We start from the raw sequence: 21858 nt of genomic DNA on the forward strand, positions 1-21858 counted from the left end.
ACATGCCGTCGGAGTGTCCCCAGTATCCCGGCATTCCGGATATTTCACAGCGGACGGCAACCTTCGAGAACGGCGATCGACGAAGTCGACTGGTGACTTCGTCGATCGCCGTGGGCACGATCGACTACCGCGGTCCTTCCGTGCGGAAGGCCTCAGAGCTCGAACTCGGCCGGATCGATTCCGACTGCGAAGCACGCATTGCGCACAGCAGCCTTCTCGTGATCGTCGAAATGGCCGTCGGCGCCGCCGATGATGATGCCGATCTGGATGACGGCTCGGGCCTGGTCGGGCTTCGACTTGAGCTTGCCGATCGTGGCTGTCGCCTCGACCTTCCCGAAGTCGAAGTCTCCTTGGAGCTTGTCGCAGTACCAGTCGAACTTCTGCCGAAGCTCGTCGGGCTCGAACACTCGCAGGGCTTCGTTGCCGGCGATCAAAGATGCCGTCTTCTGGCGCTCGGCAGGATCGATGGTGCCGTCCGCCGCCGCGATCAGGGCACACATTGCCATGCTGCCGTTGGCGAATTCCTTGTTCTTGAACTGGCTGGTCTTGGTCTGCAGCTGGCCGTTCAATTCCTGTGCCTTGGACTTGAGTTGATCCCAGAACGCCATGGAGCTCCTCACTAGGTCGTACCGCCCGCGCAGTCGCGCGGGCCTCGACCATTGTCCATGGAGTCGGTGAACGAGAAAGGAACCCCAGTTCAGCGCAGCCGTTCTGCGTCGTGCGCCTTGGTCAACAGTTCGACGCACAGCCGATGCAGTTCCGCGGCGTCGGCCCCTTCCGTCACCGCCGTACTGACATCCTCGGCGGCACACCGAACTTCGAACGCTCTGTCGGCCGCCGCCGACACCTCCTCCGCGGTCAGCACAACGGCGTCGTCGGGAATCGACGTCCCTTTCGTTGCGCTGCGCTGCTCGTAGGCGCGTTGACGGCACGATTGACGGCAGTACCGCCGCTTACGGCCGGTTCCGGTATCGGCGACCGGGCGCCCGCACCAGGCGCATGTCTGGTCGCGGCGGGTTCTGACGGACATGGTCGTTCAGCCTACTGCGGCCGCGAGGTAAGATCGCCCGATAAGCTGCGCCGATGGGATCGCACCGGGACTCATCGGCCCGGGAACGAACCGACGCGCGGCGACGTTGTAGATCAGTGGGTAGACGGTGTAGTTCGATGTCGACGGATGGCTTCGGCGCACGTACCTACTATCGATGGAGAGGACTTCACCATGGCAGATCGTGTACTTCGAGGTAGCCGGCTGGGAGCGGTCAGCTACGAGACCGACCGTGATCACGACCTGGCACCCCGCCGCGTTGCGCGCTACCGGTGCGACAACGGTGAGGAGTTCGACGTACCGTTCGCCGACGATGCCGAGATTCCCGGAACCTGGGCATGCCGCAACGGCTTGGAAGGGTCGCTGATCGAGGGCACTGCGCCGGAGGCCAAGAAGGTCAAGCCTCCCCGCACCCACTGGGACATGCTGCTCGAGCGTCGTTCGGTCGACGAGCTCGAAGAACTCCTCAAGGAGCGTTTGGACCTGCTGAAGGTGAAGCGCCGCGGCGCATGACAGTCGTCGCTCACTGCACCGCCTGATTGGAAACAATCCGGCGGTGCAGTTTTTTTATGCAATTCGAAACCCAATAGATGTTTTCCCGCGCTTTGTTGCATTCATTGTCGCCCGAACGCGGATTCCAATACGATCGAGTGGCGGCGTGACAGTCCGAGGTGCCATCATCGAGTATCGGTTGTCACACAGGTGGACGATTCGTGAACGGTCGCCGTAACAGTTGTCGGAGAATACCGATAAACAGCAGCACCGGAGTCGAAAAAATCAGGGGGCATTAACTCGTGAGCCAGGATTCTGATCAGCGCTCGACCGACGCTTTGCGCACGGCGGCCTCCGAAGCGGAATCGGAAGGTCATCGCGCAGTCGGCGAGCAGAAACTTGCGGAGTTGAGGCGCGAGTTGGACGGAATCGACGAAGTTCTGCGCGCTGCAATTCGAGACCGCATCGATGTGTGTGTACGTGTTGCACACGTAAAGCGTGAACACGCCATTCCGATGATGCAACCGGGCCGTGTCGGACTGGTGACCGAGCGTGCGAGAGAATTCGCGTCGGCCAATGGGTTGTCTCCCGATTTTCTCGAAGATCTGTACCGATCGATGATCGCAGAGGCATGTCGCGTCGAGGATTCGATCATCGATTCTCCGACGCCCGGGCCCGGCCTCGACAGTGAACGGTAGAAGCACCCGATGACGATCCATACGCTCCTGGTGGACAACTACGATTCGTTCACCTACAACCTCTACAGCCTTCTGGCGGAGGTGAACGGTCGACCGCCGACGGTGGTCAAGAACGACGTCGAGTGGACGTCGCTGGATTTCGACGTCTACGACAATGTCGTGATCTCGCCCGGCCCAGGGCGCCCGGATCTGGAGCAGGACTTCGGGATCAGTGCCCGGGTGATACTCGAGTCCGGTCTACCGATACTCGGTGTGTGCCTCGGGCATCAGGGTCTGTGCCATCTGTTCGGTGGCAGTGTGGATCTCGCGCCCGCACCGATGCACGGCAGGATCACCGACATCACTCACACCGGTGTGGATCTGTTCGCCGGGATCCCGTCGCCGTACTCGGTAGTGCGGTATCACTCACTCGTAGTGACACGCACCCCCGCCGACTTCGAGGAAGTTGCGTGGACGCCCGACGGACTGGTCATGGCCGTTCGGCATCGCAGCAAGCCGATGTGGGGAGTTCAGTTCCATCCCGAGTCGATCAGCACCGAATACGGCCGCGAACTGCTCGCCAATTTCCGCGATCTGACGCTGGCACAGTCGAGCGCATCGAGCGCGTCGCGTACTCAGGATTCGATGTTCACCATCGAAACACGTTCGCTCGACGAGGCTTTCGACTCCGAGCAGGTATTCGAAGCTCTCTTTGCGGATGGCTCGAAGAGTTTCTGGCTCGACGGCAGCGCGGCTCTCGAACCCGACTGCAGATTCACCGTCATGGGCGACTGCTCGGGTCCCCACGCGGAGTACGTGACCTATTCGGTTGCCGAGACCACGGTGACCGTGCAAGGTGCCGACGGTACGACCGAGCGCATTCACTCGACATTCTTCGACTACATCGACGACCGATTGCGAGAGCGGGCCACTCCCCCTCGGCACGACCTACCGTTCGCTTTCGGTCTCGGCTACGTGGGTTACCTGGGTTACGAACTCAAGGCCGACACCGGTGGGCAATTGGTTCATACCGCTGCGACTCCCGACGCGTCGATGGTCTTCGCAGATCGCGCGCTGGTGTTCGACCACGAGGCCGGCACCCTCTATCTGATGGGGTTGGCCACCACCCCCGGGGATCCTGTGTTGGCGCAGTGGTTCGACTCGGTCACCGACACCCTGCATGGCCTGTCCCGAAAGGTTGCCCCGAACGACCGTCCGGGTGTGCCTGCGTCCGGCACTCCCCTGCTCGGAGCCGATCGCTCGCTCGAGCCCCGTTTACGCCACGACCGTGCCCACTATCTCGATCTGATTTCCCAGTGCCTCGCCGAGATTCGCTCCGGTGAGACGTACGAGGTGTGTTTGACCAACACGGCGACCGTAGCCGGTTCCATCGACGCGACCGCCACCTACTCGTACATGCGCGAAATCAATCCAACTCCGTACAGTGCTCTGCTGAAGTTCCCGGAGCTGTCCGTGTTGAGTGCGTCTCCGGAACGCTTCCTGCGCATCGACGCCGACCGCATAGTCGAGTCCAAGCCGATCAAGGGAACGCGTCCCCGCGGGGCCACCGCGGAGGAAGACAACGCGCTCAAGGCCGATCTCGTCGCGAACGAGAAGGACAAGGCCGAGAACCTCATGATCGTGGACCTGGTGCGAAACGACCTCGCCCAGGTCTGCGTGCCGGGGTCGGTGCACGTGCCGAAGCTGTTCGATGTCGAAACCTACGCTCCCGTACACCAATTGGTCTCGACCGTTCGTGGTCGCCTGCGCGACGACGCGTCGGCGGCGGACTGTATCCGGGCTGCGTTTCCGGGTGGATCGATGACGGGAGCCCCGAAGATCCGCACGATGGCGATCATCGACAAGCTCGAAGACGGACCGCGGGGGGTGTATTCGGGTGCTATCGGCTACTTCTCGATCACCGGCACCGCAGACTTCTCGATCGTCATTCGCACGATCGTGGCCACCGAACACGAAGTGACCTACGGGGTGGGTGGCGCGATCGTGGCATTGTCGGATCCCGACGAAGAGTTCGAGGAGACGATGGTCAAGGCTGTGTCGATGCGCCGAGCGCTGACCGGTCGAACAACGAACAGCGGGTAGAGCGCACGCGCTCCACCCGCTGTTCGTTGTTCGTCGGCTCGAGGCCGTCCTGCCCTACGGAGTGGTGAAGTACTCGAACACGGCAGGCTGAGCCTGCGGGTTTCCGTTGGCAGTGCCGATGACCGCGCCGGCGACCGTACCGATGACGGTTCCGATGATGCACCCGGAGATGAAGTTCGGGAAGATCGACACACAGCCGATGGCGAAACCGAGGCCTGCGCCGATCGCCGTGCTGACACCGCCGCCGTTGTTCCAGCCGATCGCGAGCTGGTTGACCATGTTGTCGAATGCCTGCTGCTTGGTCCGCGGACCTGCGACCTCGGCGACGGGAACCGTCTGCGGAGTCAAAGTCAGTTCGCGACCCTCGGCACCGATCAGCGGTGCGATCGAGTAGACGGTGCCGTTGATGGTGTATTCCAGCGGAACAGATGCAAGCGTGGTGCCTGCCTGGTCGATGACGGACACGGTCTCGCTCGTGGCGTCGACCCGGAACAGTCCGGCATCGAGGATGGTGGTGACCGTTCCGTCGGGGTTGACCGACGTCTCGTAGTTCACCGGGTCCGACGACGGGTCTGCTACAGCATGGCCCGCTCCGGTGGCCACCGCAGCGGTCAACGCCACCGCGACCGTTGCTGTTCTGATCAGTTTCACTTCTGTCCCCTGGTGGTAGTGATTCGTATTCGATCGCATTCGTGTCGAATGCCGATGGTATTCGTAGATGTGCCCTTCGATGTGAAGAACACACCAATTGTTATTCAGGTGTATTACCGAGATGAGAATCGACGACCGGCCCGATCACCGAGGCAGCGTCTGCATTGGTCATCTCGTTGTGGAAAACGTCGACATCGTGGATGACGATATCTCCTGTCACATACGGCCGCCATTCTTGCGGGGATCGAACAATTCCATCGCTCGCACCCTTCGTTGCGGAGAAGAACAAAACATCTCCGTCGAACACGTCAGGGACGAACTCGGCCATTATTCGAGTCGAGTTCTCGAATCCCGCATTGATACGCCGGAGATGATCGGCGGAAACGCCGGTCGTCTGCCCCAACGACTCGTCGAGCAGTTCGACGCCCCGCTCGTAGGTCAACGGCTCGGTCGACGGCTGAGCCGTCAGGTCGAGCCCCAATCCCGCGAGCAGATTCTCGACACTCAACGCTCCCCCGGCCGGTTCGCCGTCGTGGCCGTCGACGTAGCTGTCCAACAGCGCGAGAGTCTGAACATCGCTGCCGCTGCTGCGTAGTTCCACCGCTATCGCATGAGCGAGCGAGCCGCCGAGTGACCAGCCGAGAAGGTGGTAGGGACCCACCGGCTGGACGGCACGAATCTCGTCGGCGTAGCGGTGAGCGAGATCGCGAATGGATCCGAAGCTCGACCCTTCCACGATGCTCGGCAGCTGCAGACCGTAAACAGGCCGGTCGTCACTCAGGTGTGAGACGAGACCGGCGTATCCCCACGACAAGCCGATTCCCGGGTGGACGCAGAACAACGGGGCCTTGGACCCGCTGCCGCGCAGCGGAATCACCACACCGAACACCGAATCGAGATCCGCGCCGCCGGTGTCGGCATCCGCTGCGACCCGTGCGGCCAAACCTGCCGGAGTCGGATCGACGAACAGCGCTTGTAGCGGGACCCGAACTCCGATGGCGTTCTCGATGGCGGGCACGATCTTCGTGGCCACCAGCGACGTTCCGCCCAACTCGAAGAAGTTGTCGTCCATGCCGACTCGATCGACCCCGAGAACCTGTGCGAACGCATCGGCGATCGCCGCTTCCACATCGGTGGTCGGTGCCCGGTACGGAGTTGTCGACGTCGTCAGTTCCGGAACCGGCAGTGCTCGCCGGTCGAGCTTGCCCACCGGAGTGAGCGGAATGTCGTCGAGCTCGATGATCGCCGACGGAACCATATGCCGTGGAAGCAGTTTGGCGACGCGATCGCGAAGAGCCTCGGTGTCGATAGTTTCGCCATCGGCCGCAAGGACGTAGGAGACGAGGACGGTGTCACCGGACGCTGCCGTGTGGCCGATCGTGGCGGCGAACCCGACCTGGTCGTGCTCGGTGAGGGCGGAGTCGATCTCACCGAGTTCGATCCGGAAACCGCGCACCTTGACCTGGAAGTCACTGCGTCCGACGAACTCGACGGCCCCTGCACTTCCCCAGCGCACGACGTCGCCGGTTCGATACATCCGATCGCCCGGAGTGCCGAAGGGATCGGCGACGAAGCGCTCGGATGTCAGCCCGAAACGACCGAGGTATCCGCGGGCAGTACCGGGACCGGCGATGTAGAGCTCGCCGGACACTCCGGCCGGGACCGGCCGCAGTCGTGCGTCGAGCACCAGGAACCGGAATCCGGTTCCAGGCCTGCCGACGTCCACTGTGCCACCGGGCACCAACGGTCCACCGACACTTGCCTGAATGGTGGTCTCGGTCGGACCGTAGCCGTTGAACATCTTGCGGCCCGGTGCCCATTTCGCCACCAACTCAGGAGTACAGGCCTCACCTCCGACGGCAAGGACCCGAACGCTGCCCAGACGTGTCTCGTCGATCGACGACAGCGCCGCGGGCGTCAGGAACGCATGCGTGACGTGCTCGGATTCGAGCAGGTCGGCCAAGTCGCCGCCGCCGAAGACTCCCGGCGGCACGATCACGACGGTGGCACCGACTCCGAACGCCATCGTCAGCTCGTAGATCGATGCGTCGAAACTCGGCGACGCGATGTGCGAAACACGCGAATCCCGTGTGGGGCGGAACCGCTCGAGCACCTCGGCCTGGAGGTTGGCCAAGCCACGGTGCCGCACTGCAACGCCCTTCGGGCGACCGGTCGAACCCGAGGTGTAGATCAGGTAGGCGGGGTGGTCGATGTGCAGGGTCGCCGTGCGCTCGACGTCGGTCACCGCGTCTGCCGGGTAGCGAGACAACTCCGCGGACGTTTCCGGATCGTCCAGAACCAGCCACGGGACGGTGTCCGGCAGCGATTGCATGCTGTCGATGTCGGTCAGACCCATTGCGGCATGGGAATCCTCGAGCATGTGCGCGATTCGGTCCGCCGGGTAGTTCGGATCGACGGGCAGGAATGCGGCACCGGTCTTGGCCACAGCCCACACCGACAGCACCGACTCGATCGATCGAGGCAGCGCCAACGCGACGAACGTCTCGGGACCGACGCCGTAATCGATCAGCATCCGAGCGATCCGGTTGGACCAGCTGTCGAGGTCGGCGTAGGAAAGGCTGATGCCTCGGTAGGTGACGGCGACTGCGTACGGGTCGAGCGCGACCGCCGCCGCGAGCAACTCCGGCCACGTCCGGACTGCCGCGTCCGCATTACCTCGCGCCGGCACCAACGTGCGCTGCTCGTCGGTGCCCAGAATTTCGATGTCTCCGACCACCGTGTGCCGGTTGCGTCCGACGGCATCGAGAACGCGAATCAGTCGCGCCGCGACGGCCTCGACGCTGGCCGCGTCGAACAGCGATGTGGCGTAGTCGAATGCGGCCTCGAAGCCGGACGGACGCCCCGCCTCGTCGAAGGTCTCGGACAGCAGCAACTGCAGATCCTGCTTGGCTACCGGAACGTCGAAGTCGAAGCCTTCGACGCGGAGGTCCGGAAGCTCGAGCGAGGCCCTCTCGTTGTTCTGGAACGACAGCGCGACCTGTGACAGCGGAGCGTATGCCGTCGAACGAGTGGGATTGAGAACCTCGACGATTCTCTCGAAGGGCATTTCGGTGTGACCGAACGCGTCGAGATCGTGTGCCTTGACCTGGTTCAGCAGATCGTCGAACGTCGCGGATTCGTCCACCCGGCTGCGCAGCACGAGCGTGTTGACGAACATACCCACGAGGTCGTCGAGCGCCGCGTCACCGCGCCCGGCCACAGGGTGGTGATCGCGATGTCGTCGGTGCCGCTCAAACGAGCCAGCACGACCGCGAACGCGGCGTGCAGAACCATGAACATGCTGACGTTCTTCTCGCGTGTGATATCGCCGAGCGCCCGATGAATGTCGGCATCGACCGTGAAGCGAACTCGGCCACCGCGGAAGTCCTGAGTGGTCGGCCTCGGTCGGTCCGTCGGCAACGGCAGCAGATCGGGAAGACCCGCGAGCGCGGTGGACCAGTGCTCGAGCTGAGCCGCTGCCACGCTCGACGGGTCCTGCTCGTCTCCCAGCAGCGAACGCTGCCAGATCGTGTAGTCGGCGTACTGGACGGGAAGCGGCTGCCAATTCGGTTCCTGGCCTGCACTGCGCGCCGAGTACGCGAGCACGACGTCGCGAGCGAGAGGTGCCATCGACGCGCCGTCGGCGGCGATGTGGTGCACCACCATGGCGAGTACGAAGACGTGATCCTCGGACGCGTCGACGCCGGCGTCGAGCACCTCGAACAGCTCGACGTGCACCGGGATTTCGGTTTTCACGTCGAATCCTCGACCGGCCAACAGAGCCACTCGATCGGTCAGAACAGCAGCATCGATCCGTTCGGATTCGACCGCAGGCGCGACCTCGGCAGCCGGGTGCACGAGCTGCACCGGGAACTCCGGACCGTCGGGGAAGGTCGTGCGTAGAGACTCGTGGCGCCCCAGAACATCGACCACCGCGTCGGCCAGCGCAGCGGTGTCGAGCCGTCCGGTCAGTTTGACGACCAACGGCACGTTGTACGCCGCCGACGAGGTGTCGAACTGGTTGATGAACCACATCCGCTGCTGAGCGAGCGAGAGCGGAATGTGCTCCGGACGCGCCGCGGCAACGAGAGCCGGCCGCTGCGCGCTCGTGTCGGCAGTTCCGACTGCGCTCGCCAGTCCCGACACCGTCGGGGTCTCGAAGATGGTGCGGACACCGATCGAGGTACCGAACTCGGCGTTGACGCGAGCGATCACCCGCGTTGCGCTGAGCGAGTCGCCACCGAGCTCGAAGAAGCCATCGTCCGCACCGACTCGATCCACCTCGAGGATCTCGGCGAAGACCGCCGCGACCGTCAGCTCGGCAGGCGAGCCCGGCTCGCGGTAGGACGTCGCCGAGCCGAACTCCGGTACCGGAAGTGCGGCGCGGTCGAGCTTGCCCACCGGAGTGAGCGGTATCGACTCGAGCACGACGATGGCACTGGGCACCATGTGCGACGGCAACGCGTCGGCGAGATGATCGCGCAGAACCGCCGTGTCGAAGGTATCGACCGTCTCTGCCGGGTTGTCCCCCGTCAGGCGCACGTACGCCACGAGAACAGTGGCACCGGTCGGCCCGGGAGTTCCGAATGTTGCCGCGAAGTCGACCGACGGATGTGTGGAGAGCGCGGCGTCGATCTCACCGAGTTCGATGCGGAAGCCGCGGACCTTGACCTGGGAGTCGCTGCGACCGACGTACTCGATGGTCAGATCCGGCGACCAGCGCACCACATCTCCGGTGCGGTACATGCGGGCACCGGGAGCGCCGAACGGATCGGCGACGAATCGTTCGGCCGTCAGTCCCATCCGATCGTGGTAACCGCGGGCCAACCCGACGCCTGCGAGATACAGCTCACCCGCCACCCCGACGGGAACCGGCTGCAGTCGCGAGTCGAGGACCACCTCGTACACACCTCGCACCGGTCCGCCGATCGACACCGGCTCGCCGGCGACCATCGGTGCACTGATGTTGGACATGATCGTGGCCTCGGTCGGTCCGTACCCGTTGAACAGGTTGCGGCCCGGAGCCCACTTGGTGACCAACTCGGCCGGGACGGCCTCGCCGCCGACGACGACGTCCGCGAACGTGTCGAGCCCGGCAGGATCGACCGAGGCCAGGGCGGACGGGGTGATGAAGCCGTGCGTGACCGATTCCTCGGCCAGCAGCGTAGCCAGCTCGGCTCCGCCGTACACCGTGGGCGGAACGATCACCATCGTGGCTCCGACGCCGAACGCGAGCAGGTACTCGAGCACGGACGCGTCGAAACTGGGCGACGAAACATGAAGTGTGCGTGAGTCCTTCGTGACCCCATAGCGCTCGCGCTGCTCGGTCGCGAAGTTGTCGAGGCCGGAGTGGGTAACCACGACCCCCTTCGGAACACCCGTCGAACCCGACGTGTAGATCGTGTACGCGGCACTCGAGAGGGTGACGCGACCATGGCGTTCGTAGTCGGCGATGGGCTCGTCGCTCACCGCGTTCGGACCGTCGGTGGCGAGGTCGTCCAGGACGATCCACGGCACGGTCGACGGCAGATCGTCGAGGTGGGTGCGGGTGGTGACACCGAATGTTGCGCCGGAGTCGGCCAGCATGTGCTCGATGCGATCGGCCGGGTAGTTCGGATCGACCGGTACGAACGCGGCGCCGGACTTGGCGACGGCCCAGACGGTCAGCACCGACTCGATGGATCGTGCGATCCCGAGAGCGACGAACGTCTCGGTGCGCACACCGTGACCGAGCAGAATGCGCGCGAGCCGGTTCGACTGTCGATCCAGCTCGCGGTACGTCAACTCGCCGTCGACGCTGCGCACCGCGATGGCATCCGGGTCGACGGCGGCTGCGTCGGAGAAGATCTCCGGCAGCAACCGAGTCGAGCGGCCTTCGAGTCCGAATACCGGAGCCAGCGAACCGAATTCGGCATCGGCGAGCAGGCTGAGTCGAGCCAGCGGCTGCTGCTCGTCGGTCAGCACCGCATCGAGTACCCGCTCGACTCGATCGACGATCGCGTGTACGTCCTCGAGCTCGAACAGTTCGGGCAGGTACTTGGCCTTGAGGTTCAAGCGCTCGTCGACCGACGACACCAGAGTGAGCGGGTAGTGCGCGGCGTCGGTTCCGAGGATGTCCGTCACCTGCATTCCTGCGAAATCCGTTGCCGCAGAGGCTCCGGCGCGATCGACCGGGTACGACTCGAACACCGTGAGCGTGTCGAAGGCGACGCCGGCACCGGCTGCGCGCTGGATGTCGGTCAGACCGAGGTAGTGGTGGTCGAGCAGCGCTGCCTGTTCGGCCTGCACGCGATCGACCAGAGCGCCCAGAGTCTCGGTCCGATCGAGCGTGACCCTGACGGGCAACGTGTTGATGAAGAGCCCGATCATGCCTTCGATGCCAGGAACCTCAGGCGGCCGACCCGACACGGTGGCACCGAAGACGACGTCTTCGCGTCCGGTCAGAGTGGCGAGCACGATGCCCCACGCGGTCTGAACGAGGGTGTTCAGAGTGGAACCGCGGCGCGCCGCGAAATCGCGCAGTGCCGCTGTGGTCTCGATCGACAGCGACCGCTCTGTCTCGCTCGAGACGGTGGACAACTGTCGACCCCGATCACCGGTGACCAGCAGTGTCGGCTCCTCGACACCCGCCATCGCGCTGACCCACTGCGCAGTGGAGATGGCGACGTCGCGTTGCCGCATCCACGCGAGGTAGTCCCGGTACGCGGGCACCCGCGGCAGCATCGAATCGTCGGACTCGGTGACGTAGAGCGTGATCAGTTCCTTGACGACCAGCGGCGTCGACCAGCCGTCGAGCAGGATGTGGTGATTGGTCAGCAGCAGTCGCCAGTGATCGTCGGCGAGGGTGATCAGCGTGAACCGAAGCAGCGGCGCAGAGTCCATCTCGAACCGCACACCGCGGTCGGCTGCGAGGACCTCTTCCAAGGCCGCATCGACATCGGATTCGCCGCGCAGATCGACCTCGGACCAGGGAACCGTCACCGAACTCTGCACGATCTGCAGAGATTCGCCGGTGCTGTTGTGCACGAACGCTGCTCGCAAGTTCGGATGGCGAGAGACGAGCTTGTTCACAGCGGAGTGCATCCGCTCGGCATCGACGACGCCGCGCAGCTCGAGACCGAGCTGCACCATGTAGGCGTCGACGCCTGCACTGTCGCTGCCGACCTCGCCGGCGAGGCGCGCGTGGAAGAGCAACCCGGCCTGCAGGGGCGACATCGACCACACGTCGTCGAGGTCGGGGAACTGCTTCTCGAGCACCTCGATGGAGCGCTGATCTATGTCGACCAGTTCCAGGTCGGACGGGGAGAAGCCGCCGGCACCCTCGGTCGAGGCGTGCTCAGTGATCGCTGTCAGTGCCTGCGTCCACAGTTCGATCAACCGATCGACCTCGTCGGCATCGAGGATGCCTGCCGGGAACGCGAAGGTGGCGTCGAGCTGCGGACCGTCGGGTGTCGACGTGGTGACGGCGTTGATGTCCAGCGCAGCCGGCACGGGCATGTCCGGATTCTGCGCGTCGCCCAGTTCGGCATCGGCCACCGGAATCCAGCCCACGTCGGCCATGCCTTCGGTGGTTCCGGTCGAGAATCGCCCGAGGTAGTTGAAGCTGACCTGCGGCGCGGCGAAGTCGGACAGCGCTGCGGTTCCAGCGGAATCGAGGTACCGCAACATGCCGTAGCCGATTCCGTGATCCGGGATCTCGAGCAGCTGTTCCTTGACCGCCTTGATCAGTGCACCGGCGGAGTCTCCACCCGACAACGCGTCGGCGATGTCCACCGAACCGAGGTCGAGTCGCACCGGGAAGATCGTGGTGAACCAGCCGACGGTTCTGCCGAGATCGGCTCCGGGAACCACGGCGTCTTCACGGCCATGGCCTTCCAGCGTGATCAGCGCGCTGCGGACAGCGGCTCCCCGTTCGCGACGCCACGCGGTCAGTGCCAATGCCAACCCGGCCAGGAGGCCGTCGTTGACGCTGCCACGGAAGACGTTCGGCACCGTGGTCAGCAGGCGCTCGGTCACCTCGACGGGCAGTGATGTGCGGATGCGCTGCACGGTGGCGTCGACGTCGATGCTCTTGTCCAGTGGTCGCGAACCGATCGTCGGATCGGCACCGCTGAGAATCCGCTGCCACAGCTCGACCTCGTCGGCGCGGCTCGCGGTGACCTCGGTCAATCCGGTGGACCACCGCCGCATCGATGTGCCGATCGGTGCGAGCGCAGGCTCGTCGCCCGCGATGATCTGGCTCCATGCCGTCGCGAGATCCGGGACGAGGATGCGCCACGAAACGCCGTCGATCACGAGGTGATGCGCGACGACGAGCAGTCGGCCGGACCCGTTCGGGCCCTGGAACCACACCATCTGCACCATGACCCCGTCGGCTGGGACCAGTCGATCTGCTGCGGCGTCGAGTTCTGTTGCGGCGCAGGAGGAGAACTCGGCTCCCTCCACGGAATCGACCGCGACCGCGTGGATGACCGACGCTGCGGACACGGTGCCGATCGGCGATACTTCCTCGTGCCAGATGCCGTCGGCATCCTGGAACAGCCTCGACCGGAGCATGTCGTGACGATCGAGCGCGGACTGGACGGTGCGCTCGAGCGTCTCGCTCTCGATGCTGACCGGAAGCTGAAGCAGGGCAGTCTGGGTGTAGCGACCGAAGTCGGTGCTGCGGTCCAACATCCAGCGAACGACGGGTGTCAGAGGCAGCGAGCCGACTCCCCCCACCGTCGAGTTCATCCAGTACGACGGCGTCGCCCCCGAGAACGACGACCTCGGCCAACGCCGCGACGGTCTTGCGCTCGAAGATGTCGCGCGGAGCCAGGACCAGACCGGCGGCTTGGCACGTGAGACCAGCTGGATGGACATGATGCTGTCGCCGCCGAGTGCGAAGAACGAGTCGTCGACGCCGACGGTGTCGAGGCCGAGGACGTCGGCGAACAATCCGGCGAGGATCGACTCGACTTCGGTTGCCGGCAAACGGCTTTCGGTCACGTTGGCGGAGAAGTCCGGAGCCGGCAGTGCTCGGCGATCGAGCTTTCCGTTGGCGGTGAGCGGTAGCTCTTCCAGCACGATCAGCGCAGCCGGAACCATGTAGGACGTCAGCGAGTGTCCGACGAATTCGAGAACGGCGGAGTGGTCGAGGGTTCGACCCGCCTCGGCGACGACGTATCCGATCAGTCGATCACCTGACCCGTCGTCGCGGACCGAGACCACAGAAGCGGCGACACCGTCGTATGCCAGCAGAGCACTTTCGATCTCGCCGAGCTCGATGCGGAAACCGTGCAACTGCACCTGCATGTCGCTGCGGCCCAGGTATTCCAGTGCCCCGTCACGATTCCACCGCGCGGTGTCACCGGTGCGGTACATCCGGGCACCGGACTCGCCGGCCGGATCGGCGACGAATCGGGTGGCCGACAACCCGGCCCGGCCGAGGTAGCCGCGAGAGAGCTGTGCCCCCGAGACGTACATTTCACCGGTCACACCCGGCGGAACCGGATTGAGACGGGTGTCGAGAACAGCGACGTGCAGCGCCGGAATCGCCTGGCCGATGACGCTGGCCGAGGCCGAGGCGGCGAACTGTTCGGTCAGGGCCAGGTGGCTCACGTGGACGGTCGTCTCGGTGATGCCGTACATGTTGACCAGGGTCGGCGCAGCTTCGTCGTGTCGGGCGTACCAGCGAGCCAACTGACCGAGATCGAGTGCCTCGCCGCCGAAGATCACGTAGCGCAGCGAGAGATCGGCGTCCGCGGTTCCGGCGAGGTTTCCGGTGGCCACTCGATCCGCTTCCGCGAACTGGTAGAACGCCGTCGGTGTCTGGTTGAGCACCGTGACCTTCTCGCGTACCAGCAACTCGCGGAACAGCTCCGGCGAGCGTGCGGTGTAGTAGTCGACGACGACGAGCGTTCCGCCGTGCAGCAGCGGTCCCCACAGCTCCCATACCGAGAAGTCGAACGCATACGAGTGGAACATCGTCCAGACGTCGCGATCGTCGAAATCGAAGAGATCAGCGGTGTTCGCGAACAGCGTCGCCACGTTGCGGTGCGCGATCTGCACGCCCTTGGGGCGACCGGTACTGCCCGAGGTGTAGATGACATACGCGATCGAATCGGCACTGGTGCCACCCGAGCGGTCCGCATCGGTCAGCGGGGCACCGGACATGGCGTCCAGTTCGGCCATCAGCTCGGGCGAATCGATCTCGAGGACATCGAGATCCGAGGCCGGCACTGCCGCACTGTCGGCGACCGTGGAGATCACACAGATGGGTGAAGCGTCCTCGAGCATGAACGCCAGCCGATCCGCTGGGTAGGACACGTCGATCGGAAGGTAGCCGCCACCGGACTTGATCACCGCGAGCAGCGCGACGATCAGCTCCTCGTTGCGCGGCATCGCGACCGCCACGAGCGATTCCGAAGTCACACCGCGCCGGACGAGCAGTCGTGCGAGTCGGCTCGACCGGTCGTCCAACTCGGCGTAGGTCAGCGAGTGATCGCCGAAGACGACTGCACGCGAGTCGGGGAATCGCGCTGCAGCGGTGGCGAATCGATCGGCCAACGTCGCGTCGGATGCCTCGAGGCCCGCGTGGTTCCACTCACCCGTCATGGCGTCGAGCTCGCCCGGGAGCAGGAGGTCGATATCGCCGACGGCGCGCTCGGGAGCGATTGTCACGGCGGAGAGCACAGCGCCGAATCGTGCCGAGAACTCCTCGACGGACGATTCCTCGAACAGATCTGTCGCGTAGGTGATCGCGGCGGTCATCCCGGCAGGCGCACCGGATTCGTCGAACTGTTCGGCGACGGTCAGCTGCAGATCGAATTTCGCGACGTGCGCGTCGATGTCGACGGCCTCGACCGTGAGCTCCGGCAGTTCGAGTGCGGCCGACGTGTTGTTCTGGAATTCGACGAGCACCTGGAACAGCGGCGAACGATCGGTCGAACGTGCGGGGTCGAGAACGTCGACGAGTCGCTCGAACGGAACATCGGTATTCTCGAACGCAGCCAGATCGGCTGTGCGCGTGGCCTGGAGCAGATCGGTGAACGAGAGCCCCGGTGCCACCTGCGTGCGCAGAACCAGGGTGCCGACGAACATGCCGATCAGGTCGTCGAGTGCGGCGTCGCCTCGACCGGCGATCGGCGTTCCCACAGCGATGTCCTCGGTGCCGCTGATGCGTGCCATCAAAATCGACCATGCCGCGTGCACGGCCATGAAGACGGTCGCCTCGTTGGCGCGTGCGATCTCGACCAGTCCGGCATGGGTTGCTCGGTCGATCTCGAATCGAACGCTGTTCCCGCGCATGGACTGCCGAGTGGGCCGCGGGTGATCGAGCGGCAACGGCAGCACGTCGGAAGATCCGCCAGGGTGGTCTTCCAGAAGTCCAACTGCTGCGCGGCAAGGGACGCGGGATCGGACTCGTCGCCGAGGACGGTGCGTTGCCAGATCGCGAAGTCCGCGTACTGAACGTCGAGCGGTGTCCACATCGGAGCGCCGGTGGCTACGCGAGAACCGTAGGCGACCATGACATCGCGCGCCAAGGGTGCCATGGACGCGCCGTCAGCGGCGATGTGGTGCACGACGATCGAGAGCACGAACTCGTCCGGTGCCACCCGGTACAGGACCGCGCGGAACGGCAGATCGGTCGAGACGTCGAATCCTGTTGCGGCAGCGGCCGAGATGGCCGCAACGACCTCGGTGGCATCCAGATCGACGACAGCGAGTTCGGTTCTCACCGTCTGCGCGTCGAGGATCTTCTGCTCGGGGCGCTCCCTGTGGGTGGGGAACACCGTGCGCAGCGACTCGTGACGTTCGAGGACGTCCCCGACTGACGCACTCATCGCGGCGATGTCGAGTCGACCCGTGAGCCTTACCGCTAGCGGGATGTTGTAGGCCGCAGAATCGACGTCGAACTGATTGATGAACCACATCCGTTGCTGCGCCAGCGACAACGGGATCGAATCCGGTCGCGGCTTCGCCACGAGTGCGGGACGGCGCAGGGTGCCGGCCGGATTGCTGTGCACCCGCACCGCAAGTGACTCGACGGTGGGTGCCTCGAACAATGCGCGCACGCTGATCGTGGTGTCCAGGGCAGAATTGACTCGCGCAGTGAGTCTGGTGGCACTGAGCGAGTCCCCACCCAGGTCGAAGAAGCTCGAATCGATTCCGACGCCGTCGATCCCCAGTACCTCGCCGAAGATGTCGGCAATGACCTGCTCGGTGTCGTTGCGCGGTGCACGCGAGTCGCCCCCGAGATGAAGATCGGGCGCAGGCAGGGCGTTGCGGTCCAGCTTGCCGGCCGGTGTCAACGGAATCGACTCGAGCGCGACGAAGGCCGTCGGGATCATATGTGTCGGTAGCGAATTCGACACATGAGTGCGCAGAGCTGCCGCATCGACCTGCTCGCCGGACCTCGGCAGAACGTAGGCGACCAGAATCGTGTTGCCTGTCGGGCCGTCGACACCCACAGTGGTCGCGAACTCGACCGTCGGATCGTCGGTCAGGACAGCGTCGATCTCGCCCAGTTCGATGCGGAAACCACGCACCTTGACCTGGAAGTCGCTGCGCCCGACGTATTCGAGCGTTCCCGACTCGGTCCACCGCACCACATCGCCGGTGCGGTACATCCTGGCACCGTTCTCTCCGAACGGATTCGCGACGAAACGGTCTGCGGTCAGACCGGATCGGTCATGGTAGCCACGTGCCAGTGCCGGCCCGGCGAGATAGAGCTCACCTACAACCCCGACCGGGACGGGATGCAGCCGCGCGTCGAGAACGACCTCGCTGAAACCGATTGTCGGAGCACCGATGTCGATGGCGGAGTCGACGTGCAGTCGATCGCTGATGGACGAGAAGATCGTCGCCTCGGTCGGACCGTACGCGTTGAACATTCGACGACCCGGTGCCCAGCGGGCCACGAGCTCGGGCGGACACACATCGCCACCGGTGCGACCACGGCCAACTCGGTCAGGCCGTCCGGATCCACCGATGCCAGTGCGGCGGGCGTGACGAACGCATGCGTGACGCGCTGTGCTGCGAGCAGTTCGGCCAACTCGATGCCGCCGTAGACCGAAGTCGGCGCGATGACCATGGTCGCGGCACCCGAGAACACCATGAGCAGTTCGAGGATCGAGGCGTCGAAGCTCGGGGACGCGAACGCGAGAACCCTGGCGTTCGGGGTCACCTCGAAACGAGTCCGCTCCTCCTCGGCCAGATTCGCCAGCCCGCGGTGGGTGACGGTGACGCCCTTGGGAACACCCGTCGAGCCCGAGGTGTAGATCAGGTACGCGACCTGATCGATGTGCATCGGACGAACACGGCCGACGTCGAGAACCGGCGCGGTCGAGTGACCCGCGAGTTCGGCGCGCGTGTCCTCGTGGTCGAGCACGGTCCACCGAGCCGAGCCGAGATCTGCGACCGCAGCCACGTGCTCGGACAGGGTAAGGCCGATCGACGCGTTCGAGTCGACGAGCATGTGTTCGACGCGATCGCGTGGGTAGCTCGGATCGATCGGCAGGAATGCCGCCCCGGTCTTGGCGACTGCCCAGATGCCGAGTACCGATTCGACGGACCGGGGCAGAGCCAGGGCAACGACGGTTTCCGGGCCGGCGCCGCGTGCGATCAATGTTCGTGCAAGAGCTGATGATTGCGCGTCGAGTTCGGCGTAGTCGACGGTGCGACCCTCGCTCCACAGAGCGGTGCCGTGCAGGTTCGAAGCAGCGGCGTCGGTGAGGATATCGGGAAGCAGTCGTGCACCCGACGATGCCGGTCCCCGAACCGGTGCCAGACGGCGCAGTTCTTCCTCGGACAGCAACGACAGCGCTCCGACACGGTTACCGGTGTCGGTGGCGATGGCCTCGAGAACCCGCACGATCCTGTCGACCGTCGCCGCAACGACGCTGTGCTCGAACAACTCCGGCAGGTACTTCGCCTCGATGTGCAGCCGGTCGTCGACCATGGCGACCAAGGTCAGCGGATACTGCGCTGTGTCGCTGCCGTCGTGCACATCGTGCACCTGCATTCCGGCGAGGTCGGTTTCCGCCGACAATCCCGCGCGGTCCATCGGGTACGACTCGAAGACCGTCAGGGTGTCGAAGGCGACGGCCGGTCCCACTGCTCGCTGAATATCGGTGAGGCCGAGGTAGTGGTGATCGAGCAGAGCGGCCTGTTCGGCCTGCACCCGCTCGAGGTACTCGCCGAGTGTCTCCGACGGATCGAGCACGATCCGCACCGGCAGAGTGTTGATGAACAGACCGACCATCGACTCGATGTCGGAGACCTCCGGTGGGCGTCCGGACACGGTGGCACCGAACACGACGTCGGTGCGTCCGGTCAGACTGCCGAGAACCAGGGCCCACGACGCCTGCACCATGGAGTTCATCGTGACGCCACGGGCACGAGCGACGCTGCGCAGGCGGTTCGTCTGCTCCACATCGAGCGAGACCAACGAACGGCCGGCCAAAGTCGACTCCTGGCGTCGGCTCTCGACCGGCGTCAACAGGGTCGGCTCGGCCAACCCTGCGAGCGCGTTCGTCCACGCCTTCAGAGCCGACGAGCGATCGCGCTTGGCCAGCCACGACAGGTAGTCGCGATAGGCGGGAACCCGCGGGAGCACGGTTTCATCGCCGTCGACCACGTAGAGCGTCAGCAGGTCCTTGAGCAGCAGCGGCGTGGACCAACCGTCGAGCAGGATGTGGTGGTTGGTCATCACCAGACGCCACTGGCCCGGTGCCACGGTGATGAGCATGAAGCGCAACAGAGGTGCCTGCGCCATGTTGAATCGGGTGGCTCGGTCCTCGTGTTCGATGCGATCGAGCTCGACAGCTCGATCTTCGACGTCCAGTTCGGTCAGGTCGATCGACGACCAGGGAGCGTCCACGTCGTGGTGGACGATCTGGATGGACTCGCCGTCGTTGTTGTGCACGAAGGCAGTCCGCAGATTCGCGTGTCTACGCAGGAGCGCCCGAGCAGCACGTCGGAACCGCGCTTCGTCGACACTTCCGCGCAAGTCCAACACGAGTTGGACGATGTAGGCGTCGACGGACTGATCCGACAGCTCGGCGTGGAACAGCAAACCGGCCTGCAGGGGCGTCATGGACCAGATGTCGTCCAGCGTGGGATAGACACGTTCGAGGTCGTCGATGGAACTCTGATCGAGCCGCACCAGATCGAGGTCGGACGGCGTGAACCCACCGGCCCCCGGTCGCTGGGCGAGCTGCGTCAGCGCGGTGAGGGCCTGACGCCACAGCTCCGCCAGTTCGGCGACCTCGTCGGCGTCCAGCACTCCGGTGGGGAATGCGAACGTCGCCTCGAGCCGCGGGCCGGTCGGCGTCGCGGTGGTGACGGCATTGATGTCGAGGACCGCTGCGACCGGTAGATCGTGGTCCTGCGAATCGCCGACACCGGAGTCGTCGACCGGCAGCCAGCCGTGTCCGCGGAGCTCGTCCGGGACATCGGTGCTGTAGCGGCCGAGATAGTTGAAACTGACCTGGGGAGCCGGGAAGTCGCGCAGAGCAGCGGCACCGTCCTCGTCCAGGTAGCGGAGCATGCCGTAACCGATGCCGTGATCGGGAACTGCCAGCAACTGCTCCTTGACCGACTTGATCAGTCGCGCTGCGTCGGCACCGCCGGCGAGTGCATCGTCCAGGTCCAGACCGGCGAGAGTCAGCCTGAGCGGGTAAATCGTGGTGAACCAACCGATGGTCCGGCCGAGATCGGCACCGGGTACCACGTGGTCCTCGCGGCCATGACCTTCCAGCGAGATGAGAGCGTCGTCCACGGGCACTCCTCGACCACGTCGCCACACCGCTGTAGCGAGCGCGAGGGCCGCGAGCAGGCCGTCGTTGACGCTGCCGTGGAACGCGTCGGGCAGTGCTGTCAGGAACCCCTCGGTGACGTCGGTGGACAGCGTCAACTCGACCTTGTCCACTGTCCGGTACACGTCGATCTCGCGATCGAGTGCGCGCGATCCGATGAGTGGATCCGGTTGTGCCAGAACGTCGCGCCAGATCGCCAGCTCGTCGCCGCGGGTGGCGGTGACCTCACGCAACCCGTGCGACCAACGACGCATGGAGGTGCCGACCGGAGCCAGCTCAGGAGTGCTTCCGCCGATGATCTGGGCCCATGCCGACGCGAGGTCCGGAACCAGGATTCGCCAGGACACGCCGTCGATGACCAGGTGGTGGGCGACAACGAGCAGACGGCTCCCCTCGGAGCCGGCGTCGAACCACACCATCTGGATCATCACACCGGAATCGGGAGCCAGACGCCCGACGGCAGCGGCGGCCTCGGTGGTGGCCTGCTCCGAGAAGGCTGGTCCCTGAACCGTTGTCGACGACACACGATGCACGACGGACCGAGCCGTCACTGATCCAACCGGCAGGACCTCCATCGACGGTACGTCGCCGCGGTGCAGTACGCCGCGGAGCATGTCGTGGTGGTCGAGGACGGTCTGGACAGTCGCCTCGAGCACATCGAGTTCGATGTCGACGGGAAGTGTGAGAACCGCTGTCTGAGTGTGCTGGTCGAGCACGGCGGTGCGGTCGAGCATCCAGTGCACGATCGGGGTAGCCGGAACGTCACCGACGCCGCCGCCGGGAAGCTCTTCGAGTACGACGGGGACGGTGCCGTCTCCGGACGCGACCACCTCGGCGAGCGCCGCAACGGTCTTGTGCTCGAACACATCTCGTGGCGACAGGGACAGTCCGGCCGCTTGGCACGCGAAACCAGCTGAATCGACATGATGCTGTCGCCGCCGAGGGCGAAGAACGAATCGTCGACGCCGACGCGGTCCAGTCGAAGAACCTCGGCGAACAATCCCGCCAACGTCTTCTCGACGGCGTTGTCCGCATCGCGACCGGCCGTGACCTGAGCGGACCAGTCCGGTTCGGGGAGTGCGTTTCG

7 protein-coding genes and 3 pseudogenes are annotated in these 21858 nt (G+C 64.8%); 3 read left to right on the forward strand and 7 right to left on the reverse strand.

Translation table 11 applies throughout. The features are described 5' to 3' along the window. Positions 1 to 152 precede the first annotated feature (152 nt). Positions 153 to 608: a tellurite resistance TerB family protein gene (locus RHBS_RS03330; RefSeq protein WP_032398482.1), complete on the reverse strand. Its 456-nt coding sequence runs from the start codon at positions 606 to 608 to the stop codon at positions 153 to 155. Positions 609 to 697: 89 nt separating this feature from the next. After that, positions 698 to 1030, reverse strand: a complete 333-nt coding sequence (locus RHBS_RS03335) for a hypothetical protein (protein WP_121869844.1) — start codon at positions 1028 to 1030, stop codon at positions 698 to 700. A gap of 192 nt (positions 1031 to 1222) precedes the next feature. On the opposite strand from RHBS_RS03335, the gene RHBS_RS03340 reads away from it, so the two are divergent. From RHBS_RS03340 to pabB, 3 genes are all read left to right on the forward strand, one after another. Next, a complete protein-coding gene (locus RHBS_RS03340; protein ID WP_027497120.1) occupies positions 1223 to 1561 on the forward strand; it encodes an RNA polymerase-binding protein RbpA in 339 nt (112 codons plus the stop codon). A gap of 281 nt (positions 1562 to 1842) precedes the next feature. Beyond that, positions 1843 to 2238 (forward strand): chorismate mutase family protein, encoded by a 396-nt coding sequence (locus tag RHBS_RS03345; protein ID WP_237668972.1) that lies wholly within the window; start codon positions 1843 to 1845, stop codon positions 2236 to 2238. 9 nt (positions 2239 to 2247) lie between these two features. Further along, entirely contained in the window at positions 2248 to 4320 is a 2073-nt protein-coding gene (gene pabB / locus RHBS_RS03350) for an aminodeoxychorismate synthase component I (protein ID WP_121869845.1), read from the forward strand. A gap of 54 nt (positions 4321 to 4374) precedes the next feature. Here pabB and RHBS_RS03355 read toward each other — a convergent pair whose 3' ends face one another. The 5 genes and pseudogenes from RHBS_RS03355 to RHBS_RS32070 all read right to left on the reverse strand — a co-directional run bounded on the left by RHBS_RS03355 (position 4375) and on the right by RHBS_RS32070 (position 21780). Then, complete coding sequence (locus RHBS_RS03355) at positions 4375 to 4971, reverse strand: hypothetical protein (RefSeq protein ID WP_121869846.1); 597 nt, start codon at positions 4969 to 4971, stop codon at positions 4375 to 4377. 100 nt (positions 4972 to 5071) lie between these two features. Further along, positions 5072 to 17633 (reverse strand): annotated as a pseudogene (locus RHBS_RS03365) (amino acid adenylation domain-containing protein). 72 nt (positions 17634 to 17705) lie between these two features. Further along, positions 17706 to 17846: pseudogene (locus tag RHBS_RS32065) on the reverse strand (hypothetical protein); the annotation flags it as partial. Positions 17847 to 18001: 155 nt separating this feature from the next. After that, positions 18002 to 21427, reverse strand: a pseudogene (locus RHBS_RS03375) (condensation domain-containing protein); the annotation flags it as partial. Beyond that, complete coding sequence (locus RHBS_RS32070; protein WP_374700529.1) at positions 21319 to 21780, reverse strand: phosphopantetheine-binding protein; 462 nt, start codon at positions 21778 to 21780, stop codon at positions 21319 to 21321. The gene RHBS_RS32070 and the pseudogene RHBS_RS03375, both read right to left, overlap by 109 nt. Positions 21781 to 21858 lie beyond the last annotated feature (78 nt).

The organism is Rhodococcus sp. BS-15 (assembly GCF_000813105.1).
In the GTDB taxonomy this organism is placed as follows: Bacteria; Actinomycetota; Actinomycetes; order Mycobacteriales; family Mycobacteriaceae; genus Rhodococcoides.

What these genes read in the sequence shown, in the direction of transcription:
- pabB (WP_121869845.1), top strand. Translation starts at nt 2,248, where the DNA reads ATGACGATCCATACGCTCCTGGTGGACAACTACGATTCGTTCACCTAC.
- RHBS_RS03335 (WP_121869844.1), bottom strand. Translation starts at nt 1,030, where the DNA reads ATGTCCGTCAGAACCCGCCGCGACCAGACATGCGCCTGGTGCGGGCGC.
- RHBS_RS03340 (WP_027497120.1), top strand. Translation starts at nt 1,223, where the DNA reads ATGGCAGATCGTGTACTTCGAGGTAGCCGGCTGGGAGCGGTCAGCTAC.
- RHBS_RS03330 (WP_032398482.1), bottom strand. Translation starts at nt 608, where the DNA reads ATGGCGTTCTGGGATCAACTCAAGTCCAAGGCACAGGAATTGAACGGC.